Consider the following 19854-nt stretch of genomic DNA (forward strand, 5'->3'; position numbering starts at 1 on the left):
CTCGATTTCCTCGCCGGCAATCTGTTGAAGAAGAAGCCGCAGCTGGTGTCGGGCACCGCGGTGTTCCTGACCAGCGATCCGCTCAGCGCACCAACCGCGCTGATGCACAGCCTGAAGCACTACAAGGTGCTGCATGAGCAGAACGTCATCCTTTCGGTGGTGACCGCGCCGCAGCCGGTGGTGCCCGACAGCGACCGGGTCAAGATGGAGACGGTCAACGAACTGTTCATGCGGGTGACGCTGACCTTCGGCTACATGGAGCAGCCCAACATCCCGCGCGCGCTGGCGATCTGCCGCAAGCAGGGCTGGAAGTTCGACATCATGACGACGTCCTTCTTCCTGTCGCGGCGCTCGCTCAAGGCCTCGCCCAATTCCGGCATGCCGGTGTGGCAGGACCGACTGTTCATCGGGCTGGCGCGCACGGCGGCCGACGCGACGGAGTATTTCCAGATTCCGACCGGACGCGTCGTGGAAATCGGCACGCAAGTAGCTATCTAAGTGACATACGGCAGGTATTATGGGTGCATGCCGTGCCGGATTTGACGGCAGATTCAGCCCACGAACATCGGATGATCGGCCATTTGCTTGAGCAGTCCAGTGCTGTAGGCATGGCAGCCGTTACACAACGGCACTTGATATTGCACCGCAGCAAGCGTAGAGCACCGCGCGATTATCGGAGTGTCGTTTATGGCCCTTGCCAATGCTGGTAGTGAGGCAGAACCCGTCGAACAATCGAGCCATCCTGAAGTCGAACAGCACAGCACCAAGGTTTTGATGCTGGGCGCGCTCGGTGTGGTCTACGGTGATATCGGCACCAGCCCGATCTACGCCTTCCGTGAGGCATTGCACGCCTCGTCCGGCGGCAATGTCGCCGACCGCGGCGACATCCTTGGCGTGCTGTCGCTGATTATCTGGTCGCTCACGATTACGGTTACAGTAAAATATATCATGTTCGTGCTGCGTGCCGACAACCGCGGCGAGGGCGGCGTGCTGTCGCTGATGGCGCTGGCGCGCGGCAGCTTCCCGACCCGCTCGGCGATCATTCTCGCCATCGGCATCGTCGGTGCCTCTCTGTTTTTCGGCGACGCCGTCATCACGCCGGCGATTTCGGTGCTGTCGGCGGTCGAGGGCATGAATGTCGTCACGCCAGCTTTTCAGCCTTATGTGGTACCGCTGACATTGGTTATTCTGGCCATATTGTTCGCGGTGCAGCGGTTCGGTACGGGTGGTGTCGGCTTGGTGTTCGGCCCGGTGACCGCCGTGTGGTTCCTCGCCACTGGCCTTTCCGGCCTCAACCACATCATCGCCGATCCGGAAATCCTGTGGGCAATCAGTCCTCACTATATCGTCGCCTTCCTGATCCATTCGCCTAACGTTGCCTTCGTCACCGTCGGCGCCGTGTTCCTGGCCGTGACAGGCGCCGAGGCGCTCTATGCCGATCTCGGTCATTTCGGGCGCAAGCCGATCGTGCTGGCCTGGCTGGCGATCGTGTTTCCCTGCCTGTTGCTCAACTATGCCGGGCAGGGTGCCTTCGTGTTGGCCAATGGCGGGGTCGTCGGCCATCCGTTCTTCGAGATGAATCAGGGCTGGACGCTGATCCCGATGGTCGTGCTGGCGACTGCCGCGACGGTCATCGCCAGCCAGGCGGTGATTTCCGGTGCCTTCTCGCTGACCCGGCAGGCGGTGCAGCTCAACATGCTGCCGAGGCTGGAAATCCTGCACACGTCGGAAAGGCAGTCAGGCCAGATCTACATGCCGCGCGTCAACCTTTTGCTGGCGCTGGTGGTGATGCTGCTGGTCGTCGGCTTTGGCGAGTCCAGCAGACTGGCCTCGGCCTATGGCATTTCGGTGACCGGCAACATGCTGGTGACGACGACTCTGCTGTTTGTCATCATGGTGCGCATCTGGAAATGGAACCTCTGGCCGGCAATCGCCATGACGTCGTTGTTTGCGTTCATCGATATCGGCTTCTTTGCTTCCAACATCGTCAAGGTGTTCGAAGGCGGCTGGGCCTCGCTGGCGGTGGCCTTCGCGATCATCATGGCCATGTGGACCTGGGTGCGCGGCAGCCGCTATCTGTTCGACAAGACCCGCCGCAACGAAATCCCCCTCGATTTCCTCGCCGGCAATCTGTTGAAGAAGAAGCCGCAGCTGGTGTCGGGCACCGCGGTGTTCCTGACCAGCGATCCGCTCAGCGCACCAACCGCGCTGATGCACAGCCTGAAGCACTACAAGGTGCTGCATGAGCAGAACGTCATCCTTTCGGTGGTGACCGCCCCGCAGCCGGTGGTGCCCGACGGTGATCGGGTCAAGATGGAGACGGTCAACGAGCTGTTCATGCGGGTGACGCTGACCTTCGGCTACATGGAGCAGCCCAACATCCCGCGCGCGCTGGCGATCTGCCGCAAGCAGGGCTGGAAGTTCGACATCATGACGACGTCCTTCTTCCTGTCGCGGCGCTCGCTCAAGGCCTCGCCCAATTCCGGCATGCCGTTGTGGCAGGACCGACTGTTCATCGGGCTGGCGCGCACGGCCGCCGACGCGACGGAGTATTTCCAGATTCCGACCGGACGCGTCGTGGAAATCGGCACCCAGGTCGCCATTTGAGGGTGTAGAACAGGCAGACAGCCGAGGAGGCGGGAATGAGCGGCGAATTGGTGCTTGTCACCGGCGGGTCCGGCTTCCTCGGCGCTCATTGTATTCTCGACCTGCTGAAGGCCGGCTACCGCGTGCGCACGACCGTGCGGTTCGCCAGGCGTGAAGCCGATGTGCTCGCCATGCTCAAGGCCGGCGGCGCTGAGCCCGGAACGGCACCCTCGTTCGCCATTGCCGATCTCATGGCCGATGCCGGCTGGCCGCAAGCCGTCGCCGGCTGCGACTATGTCCTGCATGTCGCCTCGCCCTTTCCGCCCGGTGTGCCCAAGCATGAAGATGAACTGATCATACCGGCCCGCGAGGGCGCGCTGCGGGTGTTGCGGGCGGCGCGGGACGCTGGGGTGAAGCGCGTCGTGCTCACCTCGTCCTTCGCGGCCATCGGCTATGGCAAGCTGCCGCCTGGCGGCAGGCCGTTCACCGAGGAGAACTGGACCGATCCGACGGGCAAGGTCAGCGCCTATGTGAAATCGAAAACCCTGGCCGAGCGTGCGGCGTGGGATTTCATTGCCGCCGAGGGCGGGGCGCTGGAGCTTGCGGTCGTCAATCCGGTCGGCATTTTCGGACCGGTTCTCGGGGCCGACCATTCGACCTCCACCGAATTCATCCGGCGGATGATGGACGGTGCCATGCCTGGCTTGCCGCGCCTGTCCTTCGGCGTCGTCGACGTGCGCGACGTGGTGGATCTGCATCTGCGCGCGATGACCAACCCCGCCGCCAGGGGGGAACGGTTCCTGGCTATTGCCGGGGACTTCATGACCGTGCGGGAGATGGCTGAAACCTTGAGGGCACGGCTGGGCGATGCGGCGGCGCGCGTCTCGACGAGGGTGCTTCCCGACTGGCTGGTCCGCTTCGTCGGGCTGTTCAGCGCGGAAGCCGCGCAGGTCGTGCCGGAGCTGGGCAAGGCCAAGAACGCCACCAACGAGAAGGCGGTGCGCCTGCTCGGCTGGGCACCGCGATCGCGGGAAGACGCGCTGGTTGCAACTGGCGAAAGCCTGATCCGGCTCGGATTGCTGAAGACATCGAAGTAACGGCGGAAAGCCGAGGCTTCCCGCCGCATGGATTTCAGCCAGCCAGAGCGGCCCTGTTGGTCTCGAGGAACTGCTTCAGCGGCAACGATTTCCGTCCGGAGAGTTTTTCGACCGAGTCCGTCACCATGCCGAGGCCGCCGACCCGCGTGGCCGCGTCGAACGACACGAGCAACCGGGCGATGGGTTCGGGAAGACCGGCCGACTTCATTCCCTCGGTCAATGCTTCGTCGGAAAGCTGGATGACCTGGATGGGCTTGCCGGTGACTTCGGTGACCAGTGCCGCGACCTCGGCGGTCGTATAGGCTTTGGGTCCGGTCAGCGTGTAGGTCGTGCTTGCGCTGGTATCCGAGGCGAGCCCAGCAGCTATTGCAGCAGCGAGATCGTCACGTGCGCCATAGGAAATGGCACCATCGCCCGCCGATGTATACCATTGGCCCGATGCGAGGATCTGCGGCATCGCCATGAACAGGTTCTCGTCATACCAGCCATTGCGGAAGATCGTATGGGGGATGCCGCTCGCCTTGATCGCCCGTTCGGTGTCGTAGTGGTCGGGGGCGAAGAGCACCGGTGAACCCGGCTCGGCGTTGGGCATCGAGGTGTAGAGCAAGTGGGCGACGCCTGCTTGCTTCGCGGCGGCGACGGCAGCGAGCTGCTGCTCGCGCCGCTTTCCCTGGATCGCCAGTTCGTTGGTCGAGATGATGAGCACCCGGTCGGCGCCCTGAAAGGCCTCGGCGAGCGAAGCCGGATCGTCGAAGTCGGCCGCCCGGACAGTGACACCGCGCGCTGCCAGATCGGCAAGGTTGGCCGGCGTGCGGGTTGTGGCGATGATCCGCGCCGCCGGCACCTTGAATGTGTCCAGCAGGTGGTTGATGACGCTGCGGCCAAGCTGGCCGGAAGCGCCGGTGACGAGGAGAGTTTTGCTCATTGGTGATCCTGGCATGGGTCGGAGGGAAGGGGCAGGTGCTGGTCTCAAAAAGAGACCAGCACTAAAATAGGAATTGACCCCTGGCCGTAAAGAAGGCAGTTTTTCGGGAGGTAGGCACAGGCAAGGAACCAGCCGTGGACAGCACGATCGTCAATCTGAGATCCAAGCTCGAGATCTACAAAGCCATGACGGGCGGCGGAAACCTTGCCGATTGCCCGGTTCGCGATGTGATGCAGGGTCTCAGCGGCAAATGGAGTTCGCTTTTGATGGGGGCCCTGGCCGAGCAGCCATACCGCTTCGGCGAGTTGCGGCGGCTGGTGCCCGACATTTCGCAGCGCATGCTCACCCAGACGCTCCATGATTTGCAGCGTGACGGCTATGTGCGTCGCGAGGTGTTCCCGACCAAGCCGCCGAGCGTCGAATACAGTCTCACCGACCTCGGGCGGTCGATGTTCGGCGCCTTGCACCAGCTGATCCTGTGGGCCGAGCTCAATCATGACGCGGTGCGCAAGGCGCGTGCCGGTTTTGATGCTGCCCAGGCTTGAACGGCGGCTAATGCCAGAGGAGGCGGCTTGATTTAGTCCGGCTGCTGAAGGATTGTCCCGACCAATACGGCTTTGGGGGCTTTGGCATTTCCTACGATATCGCAATTGCGGGCGCCGGTCCGGCGGGGCTGGCAATGGCGCTCTATCTCAGGCGTGCCGGGCATCGGGTCACCGTGTTCGAGCGCTTCGAGGAGCCGAAGCCGGTCGGCTCCGGGTTGATCCTGCAGCCGACCGGGCTGACGGTGCTGGCCGATCTGGGTCTGCTCGACGACATACTGGCGCTGGGCAGCCGCATCGACCGGCTGCATGGCGCCGACGCCACGACCGGCCGCACCGTGCTCGATGTCCGCTATGACGCCCAGCGCGGCCGCCGTTTTGGCCTGGCTGTGCACCGGGCGGCCTTGTTCGGCCTGCTTTTCCGTGCCGCACGGCGCGAAGCGATTGCCATCGAGACCGGCGTCGAGATCGAGGCGCTGGAGGCTGGCGAGCGGGCGACGCTGATCCGTGGCAACGGGCGAAGGGCAGGGCCGTTCGACCTTGTCGTCGACGCAAGCGGCTCAAAGTCGAAACTGCGGCAGTGCGCGGGCAATTCAGGCGCGCCGCGTCCACTCGCCTATGGTGCGTTCTGGGCGTCGCTCGGGTGGCGCGGCGACGGCTTCGACGAGCATGCGTTGCTGCAACGCTACGACAGGGCCAGCGTGATGATCGGCGTGCTGCCGATCGGCCGGCCGGAGCCGGGTGCCGAAAAGATGGCAGCCTTCTTCTGGAGCCTGAAGCCGGCGGACGCCGACGCGGTGCGCGCCCGGGGCCTCGAAGCCTGGAAGGAGAGGGTGGTTCGGCTGTGGCCGCAGAGCGAGGCGTTCACCCGCCAGATCGACAGTTTCGATCAGCTTTCGCTGGCACGCTATGGCCATCACACGATGAGGCGCCCGATCGGCCGGCGGCTGGCCGTCATCGGCGATGCCGCGCATTCGACCAGCCCGCAACTCGGACAAGGGGCCAACATGGCGCTGCTCGACGCGGCGGCGCTCAGCCACGCACTGGCGCGGACGGGCAGTGTCGAAGCGGCGCTCGAAGCCTATGCGGCAGCGCGGCGCTGGCATGTGCGTGTCTTCCAGGCGCTGTCGCTGGCGTTCACGCCATTCTACCAGTCGGATTCCGTGGCGCTCCCGTTCATCCGTGACAGGCTGGTGGCGACGGTGGCAAGAATCCCGCCGGCGCCACAGTTTCTTGCCTCGATGGTGGCCGGAACGGTGATCGATCCGTTCAGGCGAATTGGCCTTGCCGAGACGCGGTGGCCGGATCGCTTCGGTGGATGAGGCTTGAAAGGTAGGACCCCTTCGCCTGCAGGAAGGCGTGCAGGCGCTGCGGATAGTCCGGCGCCACGGCGTGCCTGATCGACGGGCGTGCGCTCAACGCCTGGCGCCAGGCCTTGACGAGCGGCTTGCCATCCAGAATGCCGAAATCGCCGATCCGGTCGAAGGCGTCGAAATAGCGGAAGGCCGGTCCGTAAACCGCGTCGACGAGCGAGAAGCGCTCGCCGGCGAACCATGGTCCATTCCGTTCGGATTCCGCCAGCTCGGCCTCAAGACGACCGAACATCGCCGAAAGAGCCTCGCTTTCCGCAAGGAAGCCAGCCTCGGTCGAGGCAGAATAGAACCGACCGATGGCGTTGAGGGTGGCCGAACCGAACTCGATCCAGGCGCGATGCCGGGCGCGGCCGTAAGGGTCGGCAGGGTGGAGGGGGTTGGCTTGTGTTTCTTCGAGGAATTCGAGGATGACCGCGGACTCGAAGATTACCGTCTCCCCGCCCTCTCGCTGCACACGCAGCAGCGGCACCTTGCCCAGCGGCGAGATCGCCTTGAACCAGCCCGGCTTGTTGGCGAGGTCGATGTCGACGCGCTCGAACGGCACGCCCTTTTCGGCCAGCGAAATCGCGGCGCGTTGCACATAGGGGCAGAGATGGTGGCTGACGAGAATGAGCTTGTCGTCCATCTCACTCGCCCCAGACATAGTTCAACGCGCCGTCCTCGACGCGTGTCGACAGGAACATCAGGCGAGAACCCTTCGGCGCCGGACCGTCAAGGCGATCGCCTGATGCCATGTCGAAGGAAGCGCCGTGCCATTGGCAGACCAGCCTGCCGTCCTTGCAGTCGAGCGGCCCGCCGAAATGCAGACAGACATTGGCGGCGGCCCGGATGCGCTCGCCGCTGCGCCAGACATGGACCTCACGGCCGAAGAACGGCGCGATCATGCTGCCCGTCCGTGGAATGTCGTCAACCTTGCAGATTTCATGTTTCATGGGGTTTGCCTTCCAGAATTAATGCAATTGCATCTATATAAATGCAAGTGCATCGATCGTCAAGCTTGATGCATTTGCATCTATTGCCTAGGATGTAGCCATGACAGAGCAAGCCACGCCTTCGCCCGAAGCCATCAAGGCCTGGGCCCGCCTGATGCGGGTTTCGCGTCAGCTCATCGAGCATGCCGAAGAGGCGTTGAAGGAGGGGGGCCTGCCGCCGCTTGCCTGGTACGACGTGCTGCATGAACTGGCCGAAGCGGGCGAGGGCGGGCTACGGCCATTCCAGTTGATCGAGCGCACACTGTTTGCGCAGTATAATATCTCGCGGCTGCTGGCGCGGCTCGAGGCTGATGGGCTGGTCGAGAAGCTGCCGGTGGCCGATGACGGCCGCGGTCAGACCATCCGCATCACCGCCAATGGTCGCGACACGCGCCGTCGGATGTGGGCCATCTATGGCCGGTCGATCGCCGAACTGGTCGGCGCCAGACTCTCGGCGGATGAATTGAACATGGTGTCGGCACTGCTTGGCCGGCTGCGCTATCCGCCTGCCAGCGATTGAGCAAATTCGCCGCACGGCATTGTGCGGCTGCTTCGAGTTTTTTCAGTGCGTCCTCTTGCGCCAATCATTGAATTGCGCAATATGCCGAACCGTAACGTACGGTACGGCTGTCGTGTGAACCGCGCGGCCGCCACCATCGAACGGGAAAAAAAGCGTGTTGCTGGCAAACGCCGACATCGACAACAGCCAAGCGCTGACGGAACGGCAGAAGGCCGTTCTGGACGCGGCGCTTCGCCTGCTGGTCGAGGAAGGCGATCACCTGACCATGACCGCCGTGGCGCGCCGCGCGAGCTGTTCAAAGGAAACGCTCTACAAATGGTTCGGCGACCGTGACGGGCTGCTGACGGCAACGGTCCAGTGGCAAGCCTCGAAAGTGCGGGTGGCTCCGGTCGACGGCAAGGGGCTCGATCTTGCCTCGCTGACGGCGAGCCTCGAGCGCTTCGCCTCGGACTGGTTGAAGGTGATTTCGAGCGACACCTCGATCGCGCTCAACCGCGTGGCGGTCGGTCATGCCGGGTCCGGCAAGGACGATCTCGGCGCCGTCGTGCTGGAGAATGGCCGTTTCGCGCTGGCAAAGCGGCTGAAGCCGGTGCTTGAGGCAGGCCGGCAGGCCGGGCTGCTGGAATTTTCGGACGCCGAGACGGCGTTCCGCACTTTTTTCGGGCTGGTCGCCCGCGACGTGCAGATCCGTCTGCTGCTTGGCGACCGGCTGGAATTGACTGAGGCGGCGATTGGCGGCGATGCCGCACGGGCGACGCAGCAGTTTCTCGCTCTTCATGGAGCAAAACCGGGCCGCAGGGGCTCTGATTCATAAAACGGGAAGGAAGACAAAATGCGTGTCTATTACGATCGTGATGCCGATCTCAACCTGATCAAGGGCAAGAAGGTCGCCATCATCGGCTATGGCAGCCAGGGCAGGGCGCATGCGCTCAACCTCAAGGATTCCGGCGTCAAGGAGATCGCCATCGGCCTCAAGGCCGGCTCGGCGACCGCCAAGAAAGTCGAGGCCGACGGGCTCAAGGTGATGAGCGTGGCCGATGCCGCCAAATGGGCCGACCTGATGATGATGGCGACGCCCGACGAACTGCAGGCCGACATCTACAGATCGGAGATCGCGCCGAACATCCGCGACGGCGCGGCGATCGCCTTCGCGCACGGCCTCAACGTGCATTTCGGCCTGATCGAGCCCAAGGCTTCGGTCGATGTCGTCATGATCGCGCCGAAGGGCCCGGGCCACACGGTGCGCGGCGAATACCAGAAGGGCGGCGGCGTGCCGTGCCTGGTCGCCGTTAACCAGGACGCCTCGGGCAACGCACTTGATCTGGCTCTGTCCTATGCCTGCGGCGTCGGCGGTGGCCGTTCGGGCATCATCGAGACCAATTTCCGCGAGGAATGCGAGACCGATCTGTTCGGCGAACAGGTGGTGCTGTGCGGCGGTCTGGTCGAACTGATCCGCGCCGGCTTCGAGACGCTGGTGGAAGCCGGCTACGCGCCTGAGATGGCCTATTTCGAGTGCCTGCACGAGGTCAAGCTGATCGTCGACCTGATCTACGAAGGCGGCATCGCCAACATGAACTATTCGATCTCGAACACCGCCGAATGGGGCGAGTATGTCTCGGGCCCGCGCATCATCACCGCCGAGACCAAGGCCGAGATGAAGCGCGTGCTGAAGGATATCCAGACCGGCAAGTTCACCTCGGAATGGATGCAGGAATACCGCGCCGGCATGTCTCGGTTCAAGGGCATCCGCCGCATGAACGACAGCCACCAGATCGAGGAAGTCGGCGCCAAGCTGCGCGCGATGATGCCGTGGATTTCGAAGAACAAGCTGGTCGACAAGGCCAAGAACTGACCGAAATCCAGATGCTCGAAGGCCAGTAGCTTCGAACAGCCAGAATCAAAAACGGCGCCACATGGCGCCGTTTTTTCATTGTGTCTCAGCTACGGCTTGGCTCAGCTATAGGGCGACCAGCACTGCTGGCGCGGGCCGTTGTAGGGCTGGAACGTGTTGTCCCAGGCGCGATACGAGCGGTAGCGGTTGTAGCACCACTGGACATGGGCGCTCGAAAGCCGACCCGCGCGGTAGTAGCGGCGTGGCGGCGCGTCGTAATAATTGTAGTTGTTGTACATGCTGCCAAGGCCAAGCCCGAGGCCAAGGCCCAGGATCGCGGCGCTCGCACCATCATCATAATAGCCGCCGTGATGGTGGCGATGGCGCCAACGCCAGTTGTTTCCACCGTTCCAGTTTCCACCGTTCCAGTGTCGGTTGCCATTCCAATGGCCCGACCGGCGCCATCTCCAATTTTCGTTGTAGAGCTGCCGGTCATTGCCGCCCGCCCAACTGTCGCGGACTGGCGTGATCGTCGGCGCCGCCGTGCTTGTGGGAATCGACAGGTCCGGCTGCAGGATCGGGCCGGCCGCGGACGGTGCAGTGATGCCCGAGAGGATACCGAGCGCTATCAGCCCGGATTTGACAGAGGAAGAAAAGAGCGAATTCATTTGCACTCTCCAAGAGATACAGGCCCCACGCCCACCCTGGGAATGGGGGCCAATCTGGACCTTTGCGTCTGAACGGCGGATGAACGGAAAGGTTCCGTCAACCATGGCGAGCACGCCGTCAGGACCAATCGATATCGACAGGTGGTCCCGCGACCTTGTTTTCTCCCACGCTTGTGGGCAAAGGTCAGGACATGTCGCTGCGCCTCGCCACCTTCAATGTCGAGAACCTGATGAACAGGTTCGATTTTTCCGGGTATCGCAACCAGCTCAACGAGGATCGCACGCTGGCGCTTTTCGATATCCAGAGCGAAGCCGAATACAAGATGCTGGAGCAGGCCCGCGCCATCGCGCAGTCCGACGACACGCGCCAACTGACGGCGCTGGCGATCGCGGCGACCCGCGCCGACATCATCTGCATGCAGGAGGTTGACAACATCGAGGCGCTGAAGGCCTTCGAATACGGTTATCTGTTCAAGATGGTGGGGGAGGGTTATCGGCAGAAATACACCACTGCCGGTAACGATTCGCGCGGCATCGATGTGGCCGTGATGATGCGCGCCGAGACCGCGCAGGGCCAGGCGATCGAATTCGTGCGCATGACCAGCCACGCCTATGTCACCTTCGAGCAGTTCGGCCTGCACACGCCGGAACTGGAAGCTCTTGGCAATCAAGCCAATGAGCGCATCTTCCGCCGCGACTGCCTGGAAATCGATGTGACTGTCGGCGGCGTGCCGCTGACGCTCTATCTCGTGCATTTCAAATCGATGGGCTCGCCGCGCAACGGGCTCGACGGACGCGAGGCGACGATGCCGCTGCGCATCGCCGAGGCGCAAGCGGTGCGCCGCATCATCGAGGAGCGCTTCGGCAAGGATCACGCAGCCGACAAAAGCTGGGCGATCTGCGGCGACATGAACGATTACCGGCAGCGCGTGAAGATCGCCGGCGATGCCGTCGACGGCTACCGCTTCGAGGTGGTCGATGAGAACCAGTCCTGCATCAACGTGCTGACGGCAGGCGGCTTTTGCGAGAACGTCGTCGAGCGGCGGCCGGAAATGAACCGCTGGAGCTTCTACCACACGCGTGGGCCTGAAGAGCGGCACCTGTGCCAACTCGACTATATCCTGCTCTCCAGGGGGTTGGCGGAGAAGAACGCCACGGCCATCCCCGACATCGTCCGCAACGGCCAGCCCTGGCGCACCATCTTTCCGCCGGGCCAGGAGGTGGACCGCTTTCCGCGCGCCGGCTGGGACCGGCCGAAGGCATCCGACCACTGCCCGGTGGCGATCACTCTGGACATGGCTTGATACGCCCATGAGCTTCGATCTGCCGCGCAATGTCATCCTGCCAGTCGATGCCGTCGACGTCCGGCTCGATTCTGGTCCACACCCCTTCGCGCTGGATAACGCGGAGGCGATCGCCGAGAACTGGCAGCGCGAGGTATCAGCCAATCCGGCGCTGTTCGACGGCACGGTGGTGCTGCTGTCGCAACTCGCCTGGCGCGACAATCGCCTCGTCGGACGCTGCCACGCGGTCAACTACTCCACCTTCATGCTATGGCGTAAACGGCGCGAGAATTCGGGCGCCGAGCATGCCTATGCCCATGCCGTGCTGGTGGCTGGCGACAATGCGCTGGTGGCGATCCGCATGGGACCGCACACGGTCAATGCCGGCCGCGTCTACTTCGCCGCCGGCTCGTTCGAGCCTATCGATTTCCGCGACGGGCTGGTCGATGTCGATTTCAACATGATCCGTGAAGTGCGCGAAGAGACCGGCCTGGACCTGTCGATTGCTGAACGCGGCCAGCGTTATCACGCCCTGTCGACGAACAGCGGCACGGTGATCTTTCGCCGCTATCACGAGCCGGCGCCAGCCGACGAGATCGCTCGCCGAATCTCGGCCTTCGTCGCGGCCGAGACCGATCCGGAGATCGAGGGGCCGGTGATCATCCGCCATGCCGCAGACCTGCCGGACGGGCTGTCGGCGCACATGAAGCCGCTGATCGAGTGGCATTTCTCGGGCAAGGGTTAGCGGCGCGCCCTGTTCTGCGCTGCCTTGTGATCGTTGCGGGCGGCGACGAAGAACGAGATAAATCCGATGCCCAGCAAGCCGCCCATGGCCATTCCCATCGTCTGGCCGACAACCGCCTGAAAATCGGCGGTGACGCGATCGGGATTGGCCATGCCGAAGCGGGCGAGATACCACCAGATGCCGGCAAGGACGGCTTCGATGATCACCATCACCAGGATCAGTCGCGCCTTCTTGCTCATCACGCCATTCCTCGAGTGGAGATGCCTTGCCCTAACATCGCGAACCGCACAGTGACAGTGGAGGCACGGGGCGGAAACGTCAAAAGTTGTGCAAAATCAGATCGGGTGCCGGATGCAGGCGCCGTCTTACTCGTGGCGTAGCGCGTCGATCGGATCGAGGCGAGCGCCGCGCAGCGCCGGGAAGAAGCCGAACACCATGCCGATCAGCGCCGAAAAACCGACGGCGAGCAGGATGACCGCCGGGCTCGGCGCGAACGGGATGGTCAGCGTCACCGAGGCGAGGCCGGCCAGCGCCAGGCCGATCAGGATGCCGATGATGCCGCCGAGCAGCGACAGCACCGTCGCCTCGACCAGGAACTGGATGAGGATGTGCTTTTCATGCGCGCCGATGGCGAGCCTGATGCCGATCTCGCGGGTGCGCTCGGTGACCGACACCAGCATGATGTTCATGATGCCGATGCCGCCGACCAGCAGGCTGACGCCGGCGACCGCGCCCAGCATGCCGGTCATGGTGGCGGTGGCGCTGGCCATGGCGTCGGCGATCTGGGTCATGTCGCGAATGGCGAAATCGCTTTCGCGGTCGGGCGTGATGCGGCGCGCATCGCGCAAAATGTCCTCGACGCGCGGCTGCAGTTCGCTGGTCGGCGTGCGGTCGTCGGCGGCGATGTAGATGTTGTCGATGTCGCGATTGCCGGCGATGCGGCGCTGATAGGCGTGCAGCGGCATCAGCACGACATTGTCCTGGTCCTGGCCGAAACCGGTATAGCCCTTGGGTTCGAGCAGGCCGACGATCTTGCAGGAGGTGCGGTTGACGCGGATGATCTCGCCCTCGGGGTCGCCGGCGCCGAAGAATTGCTGACGCACCGTCTCGCCGATCAGGCACACGCCGGTGCCCGAGCGGGTTTCGGAATCGCTGAACGGGCGGCCGGAAACCAGCTTCCAATCGCGCGCATCGAGATAGGCGCTGTCGGTGCCGGTGACGCCCGAGGTCAGGCTCTCGGTGCCGAAGATGACACGGACCTGCTTTTGCGAAGCCGGCGAAATGGCACGCGCGCCGGTGAGATGCGCAACCAGCGCCGCAAGATCCTTCTCGGCCAGCGGACGCACCACCTGTTCGAGCCCCCCCGGACCACCGGGACCGGCCGGGCGGCCGGAACGGACGACCAGCAGGTTGCTGCCGAGCTTGGAGATGTCGGCCTTGACCTTTTCGGTGGTGCCGGAGCCGATGGTGAGCATGGCGATGACGGCGGCAACGCCGATGACGATGCCGAGCAATGTCAGGAACGAGCGCAGCACGTTGCGGCGGATCGAGCGGAGCGAGAGGCGGACGGTTTCCCAGATCATGGTCAGAGCCTTCCATCCCGACAGAACCGGGATGGGGCTCCATCTCTGTGTTCGGCCATGATCTTCTCCGAAAACCGGATGCCACCTTTCGGGATCATGGCTGAGCCACTTCCAGCGTCGCTGTGTCCGAGGCGACGCGGCCGTCGACGAAGCGGATGGTGCGCTTGGCATATTCGGCGACATCGGCCTCGTGGGTGACCATGGTGATGGTCAGGCCAAGCTCCTCGTTCAGCTTCGTCAGCAGTTCCATGATTTCATGGGTGCGGGCGGTGTCGAGATTGCCGGTCGGCTCGTCGGCGACGAGCAGCGTCGGCCTTGTGACGATGGCGCGTGCGATCGCCACGCGCTGCTGCTGGCCGCCGGACAACTCGGCCGGCGTGTGGTGCTCGCGGCCGACAAGGCCGACCTGGTCCAGCGCCTGCATGGCGAGGTCGCGGCGCTCGCGGGCGGCAACGCCGCGATAGATCAGCGGCAGCTCGACATTCTCCGCCGCTGTGGTGCGGGCCAGCAGATTGTAGCCCTGGAAGACGAAACCGACATAGAGGTTGCGCAGCATTGCGCGGCGGTTGCGGTCGAGCCGGCCGGCATCGATGCCCATGAAGGAGTAGGTTCCGGCGGTCGGCGTGTCGAGGCAGCCGATGATGTTCATGGCTGTCGACTTGCCGGAGCCGGACGGGCCCATGATGGCGACGAATTCGCCACGCTTTATGGCAAGGTCGACGCCGGCCAGCGCGTGGATCCGGGCCTCGCCCTGACCATAGCTCTTCCAGACCTTGTCGAAGGTGATGAGATGCGCGCCCGAAGCCACGGCCTCAGCTCCGCTGCTGCGACGCGGTGATGACCTGAGCGCCTTCCTCCAGGCCCGAGGTGATCTCGGTCAGTTCGCCGTCGGTCGAGCCGATCTTGACGTTGACCGCATGCGGCCGCCCATTCTCCAGCACGTAGAGCGTGCGCGAGCCGTCCGTGGGTGGCGCGACCTGGCGCTGGCGATTGCCGCCGGGACGCCCCATGCGGCCGGTGAACAGGTCGCTCAGGCTCCACGCGCGGGCCGTGGGTGCCGGGGGTCGATAGCGGAAGGCGGTGGCCGGGACGGTGAGCACACCCTTGGCCTGCCGGGTGACGACCGAAACGGTGGCGGTCATGCCGGGCCGCAGCAACAGCTCGTTGTTGTCGACTTCGAGCCGCGCATTGTAGGTGACGACGCCATCGGTGGTGACCGAGGCATAGGAGATGTCGCGGATCTCGGCATCGAACGGCCGCTCCGGGAAGGCGTCGACCGTGAAGCGGGCATGCTGGCCGGTCTTCACCGTGCCGATGTCGGCCTCGTCGACAGCCGCCACCAGTTCCATGTTCTTCAGGTCGGCGGCGATGATGAACAGCACCGGCGCCTGCAGCGACGAGGCGACCGTCTGGCCGGGGTCGACCGAGCGCGTCAGCACGATGCCGTCGATCGGCGCGTAGATGGTGCTGTTGGCGAGGTCGGTCTGCTGCGACTTCAGATCGGCATTGGCGATGGCGAGGTTGGCCCGGGCGCTGTCGAGCGCCGCCTTGGAACGGTCGCGCGTCGCGGTCGCCGCTTCGAGCGACTGGTCGGTCGCCATGCCACGCTTGGTCAATGCCGCCGCGCGGATAAGCCCGCTTTCGTTCTCGGCAAGCGTTACCGTGGCGTCCTCGACATTTGCCGCCGCCGCCTTGGCGGATGCCTCCGCCCGCTCGATCTGGACCTGCAGCTTGGTGGTGTCGAGTGCGGCCAGCACATCGCCCTTCTTGACCTGCTGGTTCTCCTCGACGGAGACCGAACGGATAATGCCGGAGAGCTGGCTGGAAATATCGACCTGGGTGAGGGGCTGCAGCGTGCCTGTCGCGGACACCTGGACAGTGAAATCGGCCTTGGCGGCCGGCACGGTGGTGTAGTCGATCCTGGTGGGCGAGCCTGCATACCACTGATAGACGCCGAGGCCGGCGGCGAGCACGATCAGCGCCAGCAGCGCATAGAGCCAGCCACGCCGGCGCGACTTGCGCAGACCTCGTCTGTCGAGACCGAGCGCGGTCTCGATGGCGGAATCCGATTCCGTCTTTGGCAGATTGACAATCTGGTCCACGCCGGACCCCTATAATGCGCAGTGTCCCTATCTGTGCACAGATCAGGCTTACTGGTTCGAATATCAAATTAAATTTCGCCCATGTTTGGATTGAGGCAGGAATGAAAACCCGGAACTACTTGCTTTACGATGTGTTTACGACCGAGCGGCTGGCCGGCAATCCGCTGGCCGTCGTGCTGGATTGCAAAGGTCTGGACACGCGCGCCATGCAGGCCATCGCGCGCGAATTCAACTTGTCCGAATCCGTCTTCGTGCTGCCGCCGGACAATCCCAAGCATAAAAACCGCATCCGCATCTTCACGCCCGACTATGAAATGCCGTTCGCCGGCCATCCGACTGTTGGCGCCGCGATCGCGCTGGCCGAATTGGCCGAAGAGGGCGGCGCCGGCATCTTCGTGCTGGAAGAGAACATTGGCCCGGTGCGCTGCGCCGTCAGCAAGCACGATGGCGCCACCTTCGCCGAATTCGACCTGGCCAAATTGCCGGAGCCGTTGAAACTCGAGGCCGATCCGCAGGCGATCGGCGCGGCCCTTGGCCTGGCGCCGCACGAGATCGGCTTCGAGAATCACCGCGTCGCGTTCTGGTCGGCGGGCGTGCCCTATGTGACCATCCCGGTTGCCAATCTCGAGGCGGCGGGGCGGATCCGGCTGGACAATCAGGCGTGGTCGGAGCTGGCGCCGCGCAAGAGCGACTGGGCATTCGCCAGCCCCTATGTCTATTGCCGTGAGACGGTGAACCACGAAAGCGCGTTCCATGTGCGCATGATCGTGCCGGGCACGCCTTCCTATGAGGACCCGGCGACCGGCTCGGCGGCGGCCGCCTTTGCCGGCGCCATCATGCATTTCGACGGCCCGACCGACGGCATTTCGCAGCTGTGGATCGAGCAGGGGCTGGAGATGGGCCGGCCGTCGCGCATCCGCCTCGAGCTGACCGTGCAAGGCGGAAAACTGGCCTCCGCGCGCATCGGCGGCAACGCGATCAAGGTGGCGGAAGGCAAGCTGTTCGTCTGAGACGTGCGGCACTTCAGCGATTTGTCGGGAAATGATTCCGGCAGGGCTGGACAGGACCGATGGTGGCGGCTATATGCCCGCCAACGCCGGTTTTTGCCGGCCGAGTGGGTGCGTAGCTCAGTTGGTAGAGCAGCTGACTCTTAATCAGCGGGTCCACAGTTCAATCCTGTGCGCACCCACCATTTTTCCGCTGATATTTCAACCTGTTACAGGCGATACGACGGCGGAAAGTTGACCCCGTCAGATCCCCAATAAGGTAAATCCCGAAGTAGCAGGCTGTGACAGCGGCTTGATCGCCGCGAATGCCGACAACAAGGGGTGCGATCCTGCGTTGTTGGTCCAGCGCAACTCCCATGCCTTGCGCTAGGCCCAAAACCCAACCCTTTGAACGACCGGGTTTGAGCCTTTGCGGTGGTTCGGTTGCGAGCGTCGCATGAAGCGATCTGACCAAATCCGGCCCCTTCGTTTGGAGAGGTTATACGGAGAACCTGACTCGTATCTGCCTTTCGAATTGCATTTCGTCGGGCTGGAGGTCATTCGTCGCGCCAGTATGGGTGAGCACAGGTGAATCGGTGCGACGCAACCAGCTGGCGTTTGGTTCCCCGGTATCGTTCCTTGGGCTGCAGTTCATTCGCGGTTATGTCGGCTACGACAGTGTAACCCTGATCGACAAGCTGCAGTTTCCGCTCTGCGAGGTGGCGCCTGAATCCGTCTTCGATTTGGCTGCGAGGATACCGCCATCCGTTCCTACATGCTCGCACGAGAATGTCGGAATACAGTTCAGCGCTGGCAGCTTTCACCGCTTCTTCGGAAATCAGTTTACCTTTAGTTTGTGCGCCTTCGGACAAGCACGGTCCCGCCGATGCGGACAGCACCAGTATTGCGGCCAAGACAGACAACTTCGTCATGGATGCCCTCCGTGTTGGGAATCGACCCGGGTCTGCCAAGCGACCAGACCCTGCCGACCTGCGGAGCCTAGGATGCCGAACCATCGGATGGAATCGTGCAAATGCAGTGTTTTCGATGTCGCATCTGTAGTATTTTCGCCCTGATGCAAGGTCATCGGTTCTTGGCCACAGGTTGGCAGCGGATGAGAGATTTGAAACAATGCTTCGCGCTGTAGCCAATCCTCTCGCCAGCCTGTCGGATCGGGAGCTGGTGGTCGCGGCAAAGTTCGCGGAGGGAATGACCTATCGCGAAATCGGCGAAACGCTCTTTATAGCGCCTACCACCGTTCGGACCCATCTTTCGACCATTTATCGGAAGCTCGATGTTCGTAGCAAAGTGGCGCTTGCTGCGTTCCTTACGGATCACCGCCAGCAGGACCTCAGCCAGGCGCTACCCGGAAGCCCCTCGACGGACCAGTCGGGCCCGCCAGTCCTCGCGGTTCTTCCGTTCGACAATCTAAGCGGAGAAGAACGCTGGACTCGTATCGCTGATGGTTTGTCGGCGGATCTCATAGTTGATTTCGCCCGTTACCGCGACCTTGCGGTGATCGCCCGTCAGACAATGCTTTCTTACAAGGGACGGCGTGTTGACGTTCGTGCCCTTGGGCGAGAGTTGAATGCTGACTATGTGATCGAGGGAAGTTTTCAAGTGGACCGGCAGCGGGTGCGCATCCGCGTGCAACTCGTCGACGCCCACACAGGGGTTGATGTTTGGACGGCGCGTTACGATCGTTCCGCGAACAATCTATTTGCGATGCTGGACAGCGTGACCGAAAATATCATCAATGTCCTTGCAACCTGCCACGGTCAGCTCGCCAATCTGCGACGCGATGCGGCTCGTCGGAAACCTCCAGCAAATTTGCAGGCTTACGATTGCTATCTGCTTGGGCTTGAGCAGAAGCACTTTTTCACCCGTGAGTCTAACAAGGAAGCGATACGGCTACTGGCGCGTGCAATCGAGCTCGACCCGGATCTTGCAAGGGCCTGGACCGCGCTGGCACTTGCGCATTCTGTGGATGCTATCAACGGGTTTACCGACGACGTTTCCGTCTCGATCGAAAGCTGGAGCAAATGTGTCAAGCAAGCACTGGCACTCGATCCGGCCGATATTTACGCCCGCATAATGCTTGGTGATCTTCGGGCATTGCAGGGCGATATCGAAGCTGCCGTTGAAGAACATGACCGAGTGCTGGCGGCGGCTCCAAATGATGCTGACTCACTTGCCTTTCTTGCGGGTAGCCTTGCTCTTGTTGGAAGCGACCCGAAGCAGGGCTACGAATTGGCCAAGCGAGCGGTCAAGCTAAATCCCAATGTTCCCTGGTATTATGGAATGCTTGCGCGATGCAGCTACGTTCTTGGCCTTTACCGGGAATCGCTGGTCGCACTACGTCAATCTGCGCCAGACTCCCCCGCCACACTTCTGTTTCTGGCAATGGCTCACGCGATGCTCAATGAAACGCCACAGGTCGCCAAGATCAATTCGCGACTGAAGGACGAGTTCCCGGATTTCACGCCTGAAGTGTTCATCAGCACCTATCCGGTTACCAATCCTGTCGCTATTGCTGCGATCAGAGAAGGCGCCCGTCGTGCGGGTTTGGCATAGCTGCATTCCCGGTCAAATCTGGAGGCGTGATAGTGCGCTCGGGCCTAGGTCCTATTGCGTTGGCACAA

20 protein-coding genes, 1 tRNA gene and 1 pseudogene are annotated in these 19854 nt (G+C 63.0%); 13 read left to right on the forward strand and 9 right to left on the reverse strand.

What is annotated here, in order from left to right; translation table 11 throughout:
- From NR193_RS12885 to NR193_RS12895, 3 genes and pseudogenes are all read left to right on the forward strand, one after another.
- Positions 1-498: pseudogene (locus NR193_RS12885) on the forward strand (KUP/HAK/KT family potassium transporter); the annotation flags it as partial.
- A gap of 189 nt (positions 499-687) precedes the next feature.
- Complete coding sequence (locus NR193_RS12890; RefSeq protein ID WP_256751208.1) at positions 688-2607, forward strand: potassium transporter Kup; 1920 nt, start codon at positions 688-690, stop codon at positions 2605-2607.
- 35 nt (positions 2608-2642) lie between these two features.
- Complete coding sequence (locus NR193_RS12895) at positions 2643-3683, forward strand: aldehyde reductase (RefSeq protein ID WP_256751209.1); 1041 nt, start codon at positions 2643-2645, stop codon at positions 3681-3683.
- 34 nt (positions 3684-3717) lie between these two features.
- Here NR193_RS12895 and NR193_RS12900 read toward each other — a convergent pair whose 3' ends face one another.
- Entirely contained in the window at positions 3718-4608 is an 891-nt protein-coding gene (locus NR193_RS12900; protein WP_256751210.1) for an SDR family oxidoreductase, read from the reverse strand.
- A gap of 134 nt (positions 4609-4742) precedes the next feature.
- Between NR193_RS12900 and NR193_RS12905 the strand changes: the two genes are divergently transcribed.
- Together NR193_RS12905 and NR193_RS12910 are read left to right on the forward strand one after the other, a co-directional pair.
- Positions 4743-5153 carry a helix-turn-helix domain-containing protein gene (locus NR193_RS12905; RefSeq protein WP_256751211.1) on the forward strand — a complete coding sequence of 137 codons (411 nt, stop codon included), beginning with the start codon at positions 4743-4745 and terminating at the stop codon, positions 5151-5153.
- A 134-nt stretch (positions 5154-5287) separates the two neighbouring features.
- Positions 5288-6472 carry an NAD(P)/FAD-dependent oxidoreductase gene (locus NR193_RS12910; protein ID WP_256751212.1) on the forward strand — a complete coding sequence of 395 codons (1185 nt, stop codon included), beginning with the start codon at positions 5288-5290 and terminating at the stop codon, positions 6470-6472.
- Here the strand turns inward: NR193_RS12910 and NR193_RS12915 are convergent.
- A complete protein-coding gene (locus NR193_RS12915) occupies positions 6420-7148 on the reverse strand; it encodes a glutathione S-transferase family protein (protein ID WP_256751213.1) in 729 nt (242 codons plus the stop codon). The genes NR193_RS12910 and NR193_RS12915 overlap by 53 nt on opposite strands.
- A 1-nt stretch (position 7149) precedes the next feature.
- Positions 7150-7455: a Rieske (2Fe-2S) protein gene (locus tag NR193_RS12920; protein ID WP_091575580.1), complete on the reverse strand. Its 306-nt coding sequence runs from the start codon at positions 7453-7455 to the stop codon at positions 7150-7152.
- Between the two features lie 100 nt (positions 7456-7555).
- Between NR193_RS12920 and NR193_RS12925 the strand changes: the two genes are divergently transcribed.
- The 3 genes from NR193_RS12925 (at position 7556) to ilvC (ending at position 9866) form a co-directional block, all read left to right on the forward strand.
- Positions 7556-8014 (forward strand): MarR family winged helix-turn-helix transcriptional regulator, encoded by a 459-nt coding sequence (locus NR193_RS12925; RefSeq protein ID WP_256751214.1) that lies wholly within the window; start codon positions 7556-7558, stop codon positions 8012-8014.
- A 154-nt stretch (positions 8015-8168) separates the two neighbouring features.
- Positions 8169-8828, forward strand: a complete 660-nt coding sequence (locus NR193_RS12930) for a TetR/AcrR family transcriptional regulator (RefSeq protein WP_256751215.1) — start codon at positions 8169-8171, stop codon at positions 8826-8828.
- An 18-nt stretch (positions 8829-8846) separates the two neighbouring features.
- Positions 8847-9866 (forward strand): ketol-acid reductoisomerase, encoded by a 1020-nt coding sequence (gene ilvC, locus NR193_RS12935; RefSeq protein ID WP_256751216.1) that lies wholly within the window; start codon positions 8847-8849, stop codon positions 9864-9866.
- Between the two features lie 101 nt (positions 9867-9967).
- Here the strand turns inward: ilvC and NR193_RS12940 are convergent, their stop codons facing one another.
- Positions 9968-10513, reverse strand: coding sequence for a BA14K family protein (locus NR193_RS12940; protein ID WP_256751217.1), 546 nt, complete (start codon positions 10511-10513; stop codon positions 9968-9970).
- A gap of 191 nt (positions 10514-10704) precedes the next feature.
- Here NR193_RS12940 and NR193_RS12945 point away from each other — a divergent pair, with 191 nt between their 5' ends.
- Together NR193_RS12945 and NR193_RS12950 are read left to right on the forward strand one after the other, a co-directional pair.
- Positions 10705-11817, forward strand: a complete 1113-nt coding sequence (locus NR193_RS12945; protein WP_256751218.1) for an endonuclease/exonuclease/phosphatase family protein — start codon at positions 10705-10707, stop codon at positions 11815-11817.
- 7 nt (positions 11818-11824) lie between these two features.
- Entirely contained in the window at positions 11825-12541 is a 717-nt protein-coding gene (locus tag NR193_RS12950; protein ID WP_256751219.1) for a hypothetical protein, read from the forward strand.
- On the opposite strand, the gene NR193_RS12955 is transcribed toward NR193_RS12950, so the two are convergent.
- The 4 genes from NR193_RS12955 to NR193_RS12970 all read right to left on the reverse strand — a co-directional run bounded on the left by NR193_RS12955 (position 12538) and on the right by NR193_RS12970 (position 16226).
- The gene (locus tag NR193_RS12955; RefSeq protein WP_256751220.1) at positions 12538-12780 is read right to left on the reverse strand and encodes a hypothetical protein; all 243 of its coding nucleotides are present in this window, start codon (positions 12778-12780) and stop codon (positions 12538-12540) included. The two genes, NR193_RS12950 and NR193_RS12955, sit on opposite strands and share 4 nt — an antisense overlap.
- 126 nt (positions 12781-12906) lie before the next feature.
- Entirely contained in the window at positions 12907-14124 is a 1218-nt protein-coding gene (locus tag NR193_RS12960) for an ABC transporter permease (protein WP_256751221.1), read from the reverse strand.
- A gap of 94 nt (positions 14125-14218) precedes the next feature.
- Positions 14219-14932: an ABC transporter ATP-binding protein gene (locus NR193_RS12965; protein WP_256751222.1), complete on the reverse strand. Its 714-nt coding sequence runs from the start codon at positions 14930-14932 to the stop codon at positions 14219-14221.
- Positions 14933-14936: 4 nt separating this feature from the next.
- The gene (locus tag NR193_RS12970; RefSeq protein ID WP_256751223.1) at positions 14937-16226 is read right to left on the reverse strand and encodes an efflux RND transporter periplasmic adaptor subunit; all 1290 of its coding nucleotides are present in this window, start codon (positions 16224-16226) and stop codon (positions 14937-14939) included.
- 101 nt (positions 16227-16327) lie between these two features.
- On the opposite strand from NR193_RS12970, the gene NR193_RS12975 reads away from it, so the two are divergent.
- Positions 16328-17236: a PhzF family phenazine biosynthesis protein gene (locus NR193_RS12975; protein WP_256751224.1), complete on the forward strand. Its 909-nt coding sequence runs from the start codon at positions 16328-16330 to the stop codon at positions 17234-17236.
- Positions 17237-17342: 106 nt separating this feature from the next.
- Positions 17343-17418, forward strand: a tRNA-Lys gene (locus tag NR193_RS12980).
- Positions 17419-17769: 351 nt separating this feature from the next.
- On the opposite strand, the gene NR193_RS12985 is transcribed toward NR193_RS12980, so the two are convergent.
- Positions 17770-18144, reverse strand: a complete 375-nt coding sequence (locus NR193_RS12985) for a hypothetical protein (RefSeq protein WP_256751225.1) — start codon at positions 18142-18144, stop codon at positions 17770-17772.
- A gap of 199 nt (positions 18145-18343) precedes the next feature.
- On the opposite strand from NR193_RS12985, the gene NR193_RS12990 reads away from it, so the two are divergent.
- The gene (locus NR193_RS12990) at positions 18344-19786 is read left to right on the forward strand and encodes a LuxR C-terminal-related transcriptional regulator (RefSeq protein ID WP_256751226.1); all 1443 of its coding nucleotides are present in this window, start codon (positions 18344-18346) and stop codon (positions 19784-19786) included.
- The last annotated feature ends 68 nt before the right edge of the window (positions 19787-19854 follow it).

This window comes from Mesorhizobium sp. Mes31 (genome assembly GCF_024519675.1).
Lineage (GTDB): Bacteria > Pseudomonadota > Alphaproteobacteria > Rhizobiales > Rhizobiaceae > Mesorhizobium.

Coding starts and splice junctions, on each gene's coding strand:
- NR193_RS12985 (WP_256751225.1), bottom strand. CDS start 18,144: ATGACGAAGTTGTCTGTCTTGGCCGCAATACTGGTGCTGTCCGCATCG.
- NR193_RS12925 (WP_256751214.1), top strand. CDS start 7,556: ATGACAGAGCAAGCCACGCCTTCGCCCGAAGCCATCAAGGCCTGGGCC.
- NR193_RS12900 (WP_256751210.1), bottom strand. CDS start 4,608: ATGAGCAAAACTCTCCTCGTCACCGGCGCTTCCGGCCAGCTTGGCCGC.
- NR193_RS12990 (WP_256751226.1), top strand. CDS start 18,344: ATGCTTCGCGCTGTAGCCAATCCTCTCGCCAGCCTGTCGGATCGGGAG.
- NR193_RS12960 (WP_256751221.1), bottom strand. CDS start 14,124: ATGATCTGGGAAACCGTCCGCCTCTCGCTCCGCTCGATCCGCCGCAAC.
- NR193_RS12895 (WP_256751209.1), top strand. CDS start 2,643: ATGAGCGGCGAATTGGTGCTTGTCACCGGCGGGTCCGGCTTCCTCGGC.
- NR193_RS12975 (WP_256751224.1), top strand. CDS start 16,328: ATGAAAACCCGGAACTACTTGCTTTACGATGTGTTTACGACCGAGCGG.
- NR193_RS12920 (WP_091575580.1), bottom strand. CDS start 7,455: ATGAAACATGAAATCTGCAAGGTTGACGACATTCCACGGACGGGCAGC.
- NR193_RS12945 (WP_256751218.1), top strand. CDS start 10,705: ATGTCGCTGCGCCTCGCCACCTTCAATGTCGAGAACCTGATGAACAGG.
- NR193_RS12890 (WP_256751208.1), top strand. CDS start 688: ATGGCCCTTGCCAATGCTGGTAGTGAGGCAGAACCCGTCGAACAATCG.
- NR193_RS12950 (WP_256751219.1), top strand. CDS start 11,825: ATGAGCTTCGATCTGCCGCGCAATGTCATCCTGCCAGTCGATGCCGTC.
- NR193_RS12940 (WP_256751217.1), bottom strand. CDS start 10,513: ATGAATTCGCTCTTTTCTTCCTCTGTCAAATCCGGGCTGATAGCGCTC.
- NR193_RS12955 (WP_256751220.1), bottom strand. CDS start 12,780: ATGAGCAAGAAGGCGCGACTGATCCTGGTGATGGTGATCATCGAAGCC.
- NR193_RS12910 (WP_256751212.1), top strand. CDS start 5,288: ATGGCGCTCTATCTCAGGCGTGCCGGGCATCGGGTCACCGTGTTCGAG.
- ilvC (WP_256751216.1), top strand. CDS start 8,847: ATGCGTGTCTATTACGATCGTGATGCCGATCTCAACCTGATCAAGGGC.
- NR193_RS12915 (WP_256751213.1), bottom strand. CDS start 7,148: ATGGACGACAAGCTCATTCTCGTCAGCCACCATCTCTGCCCCTATGTG.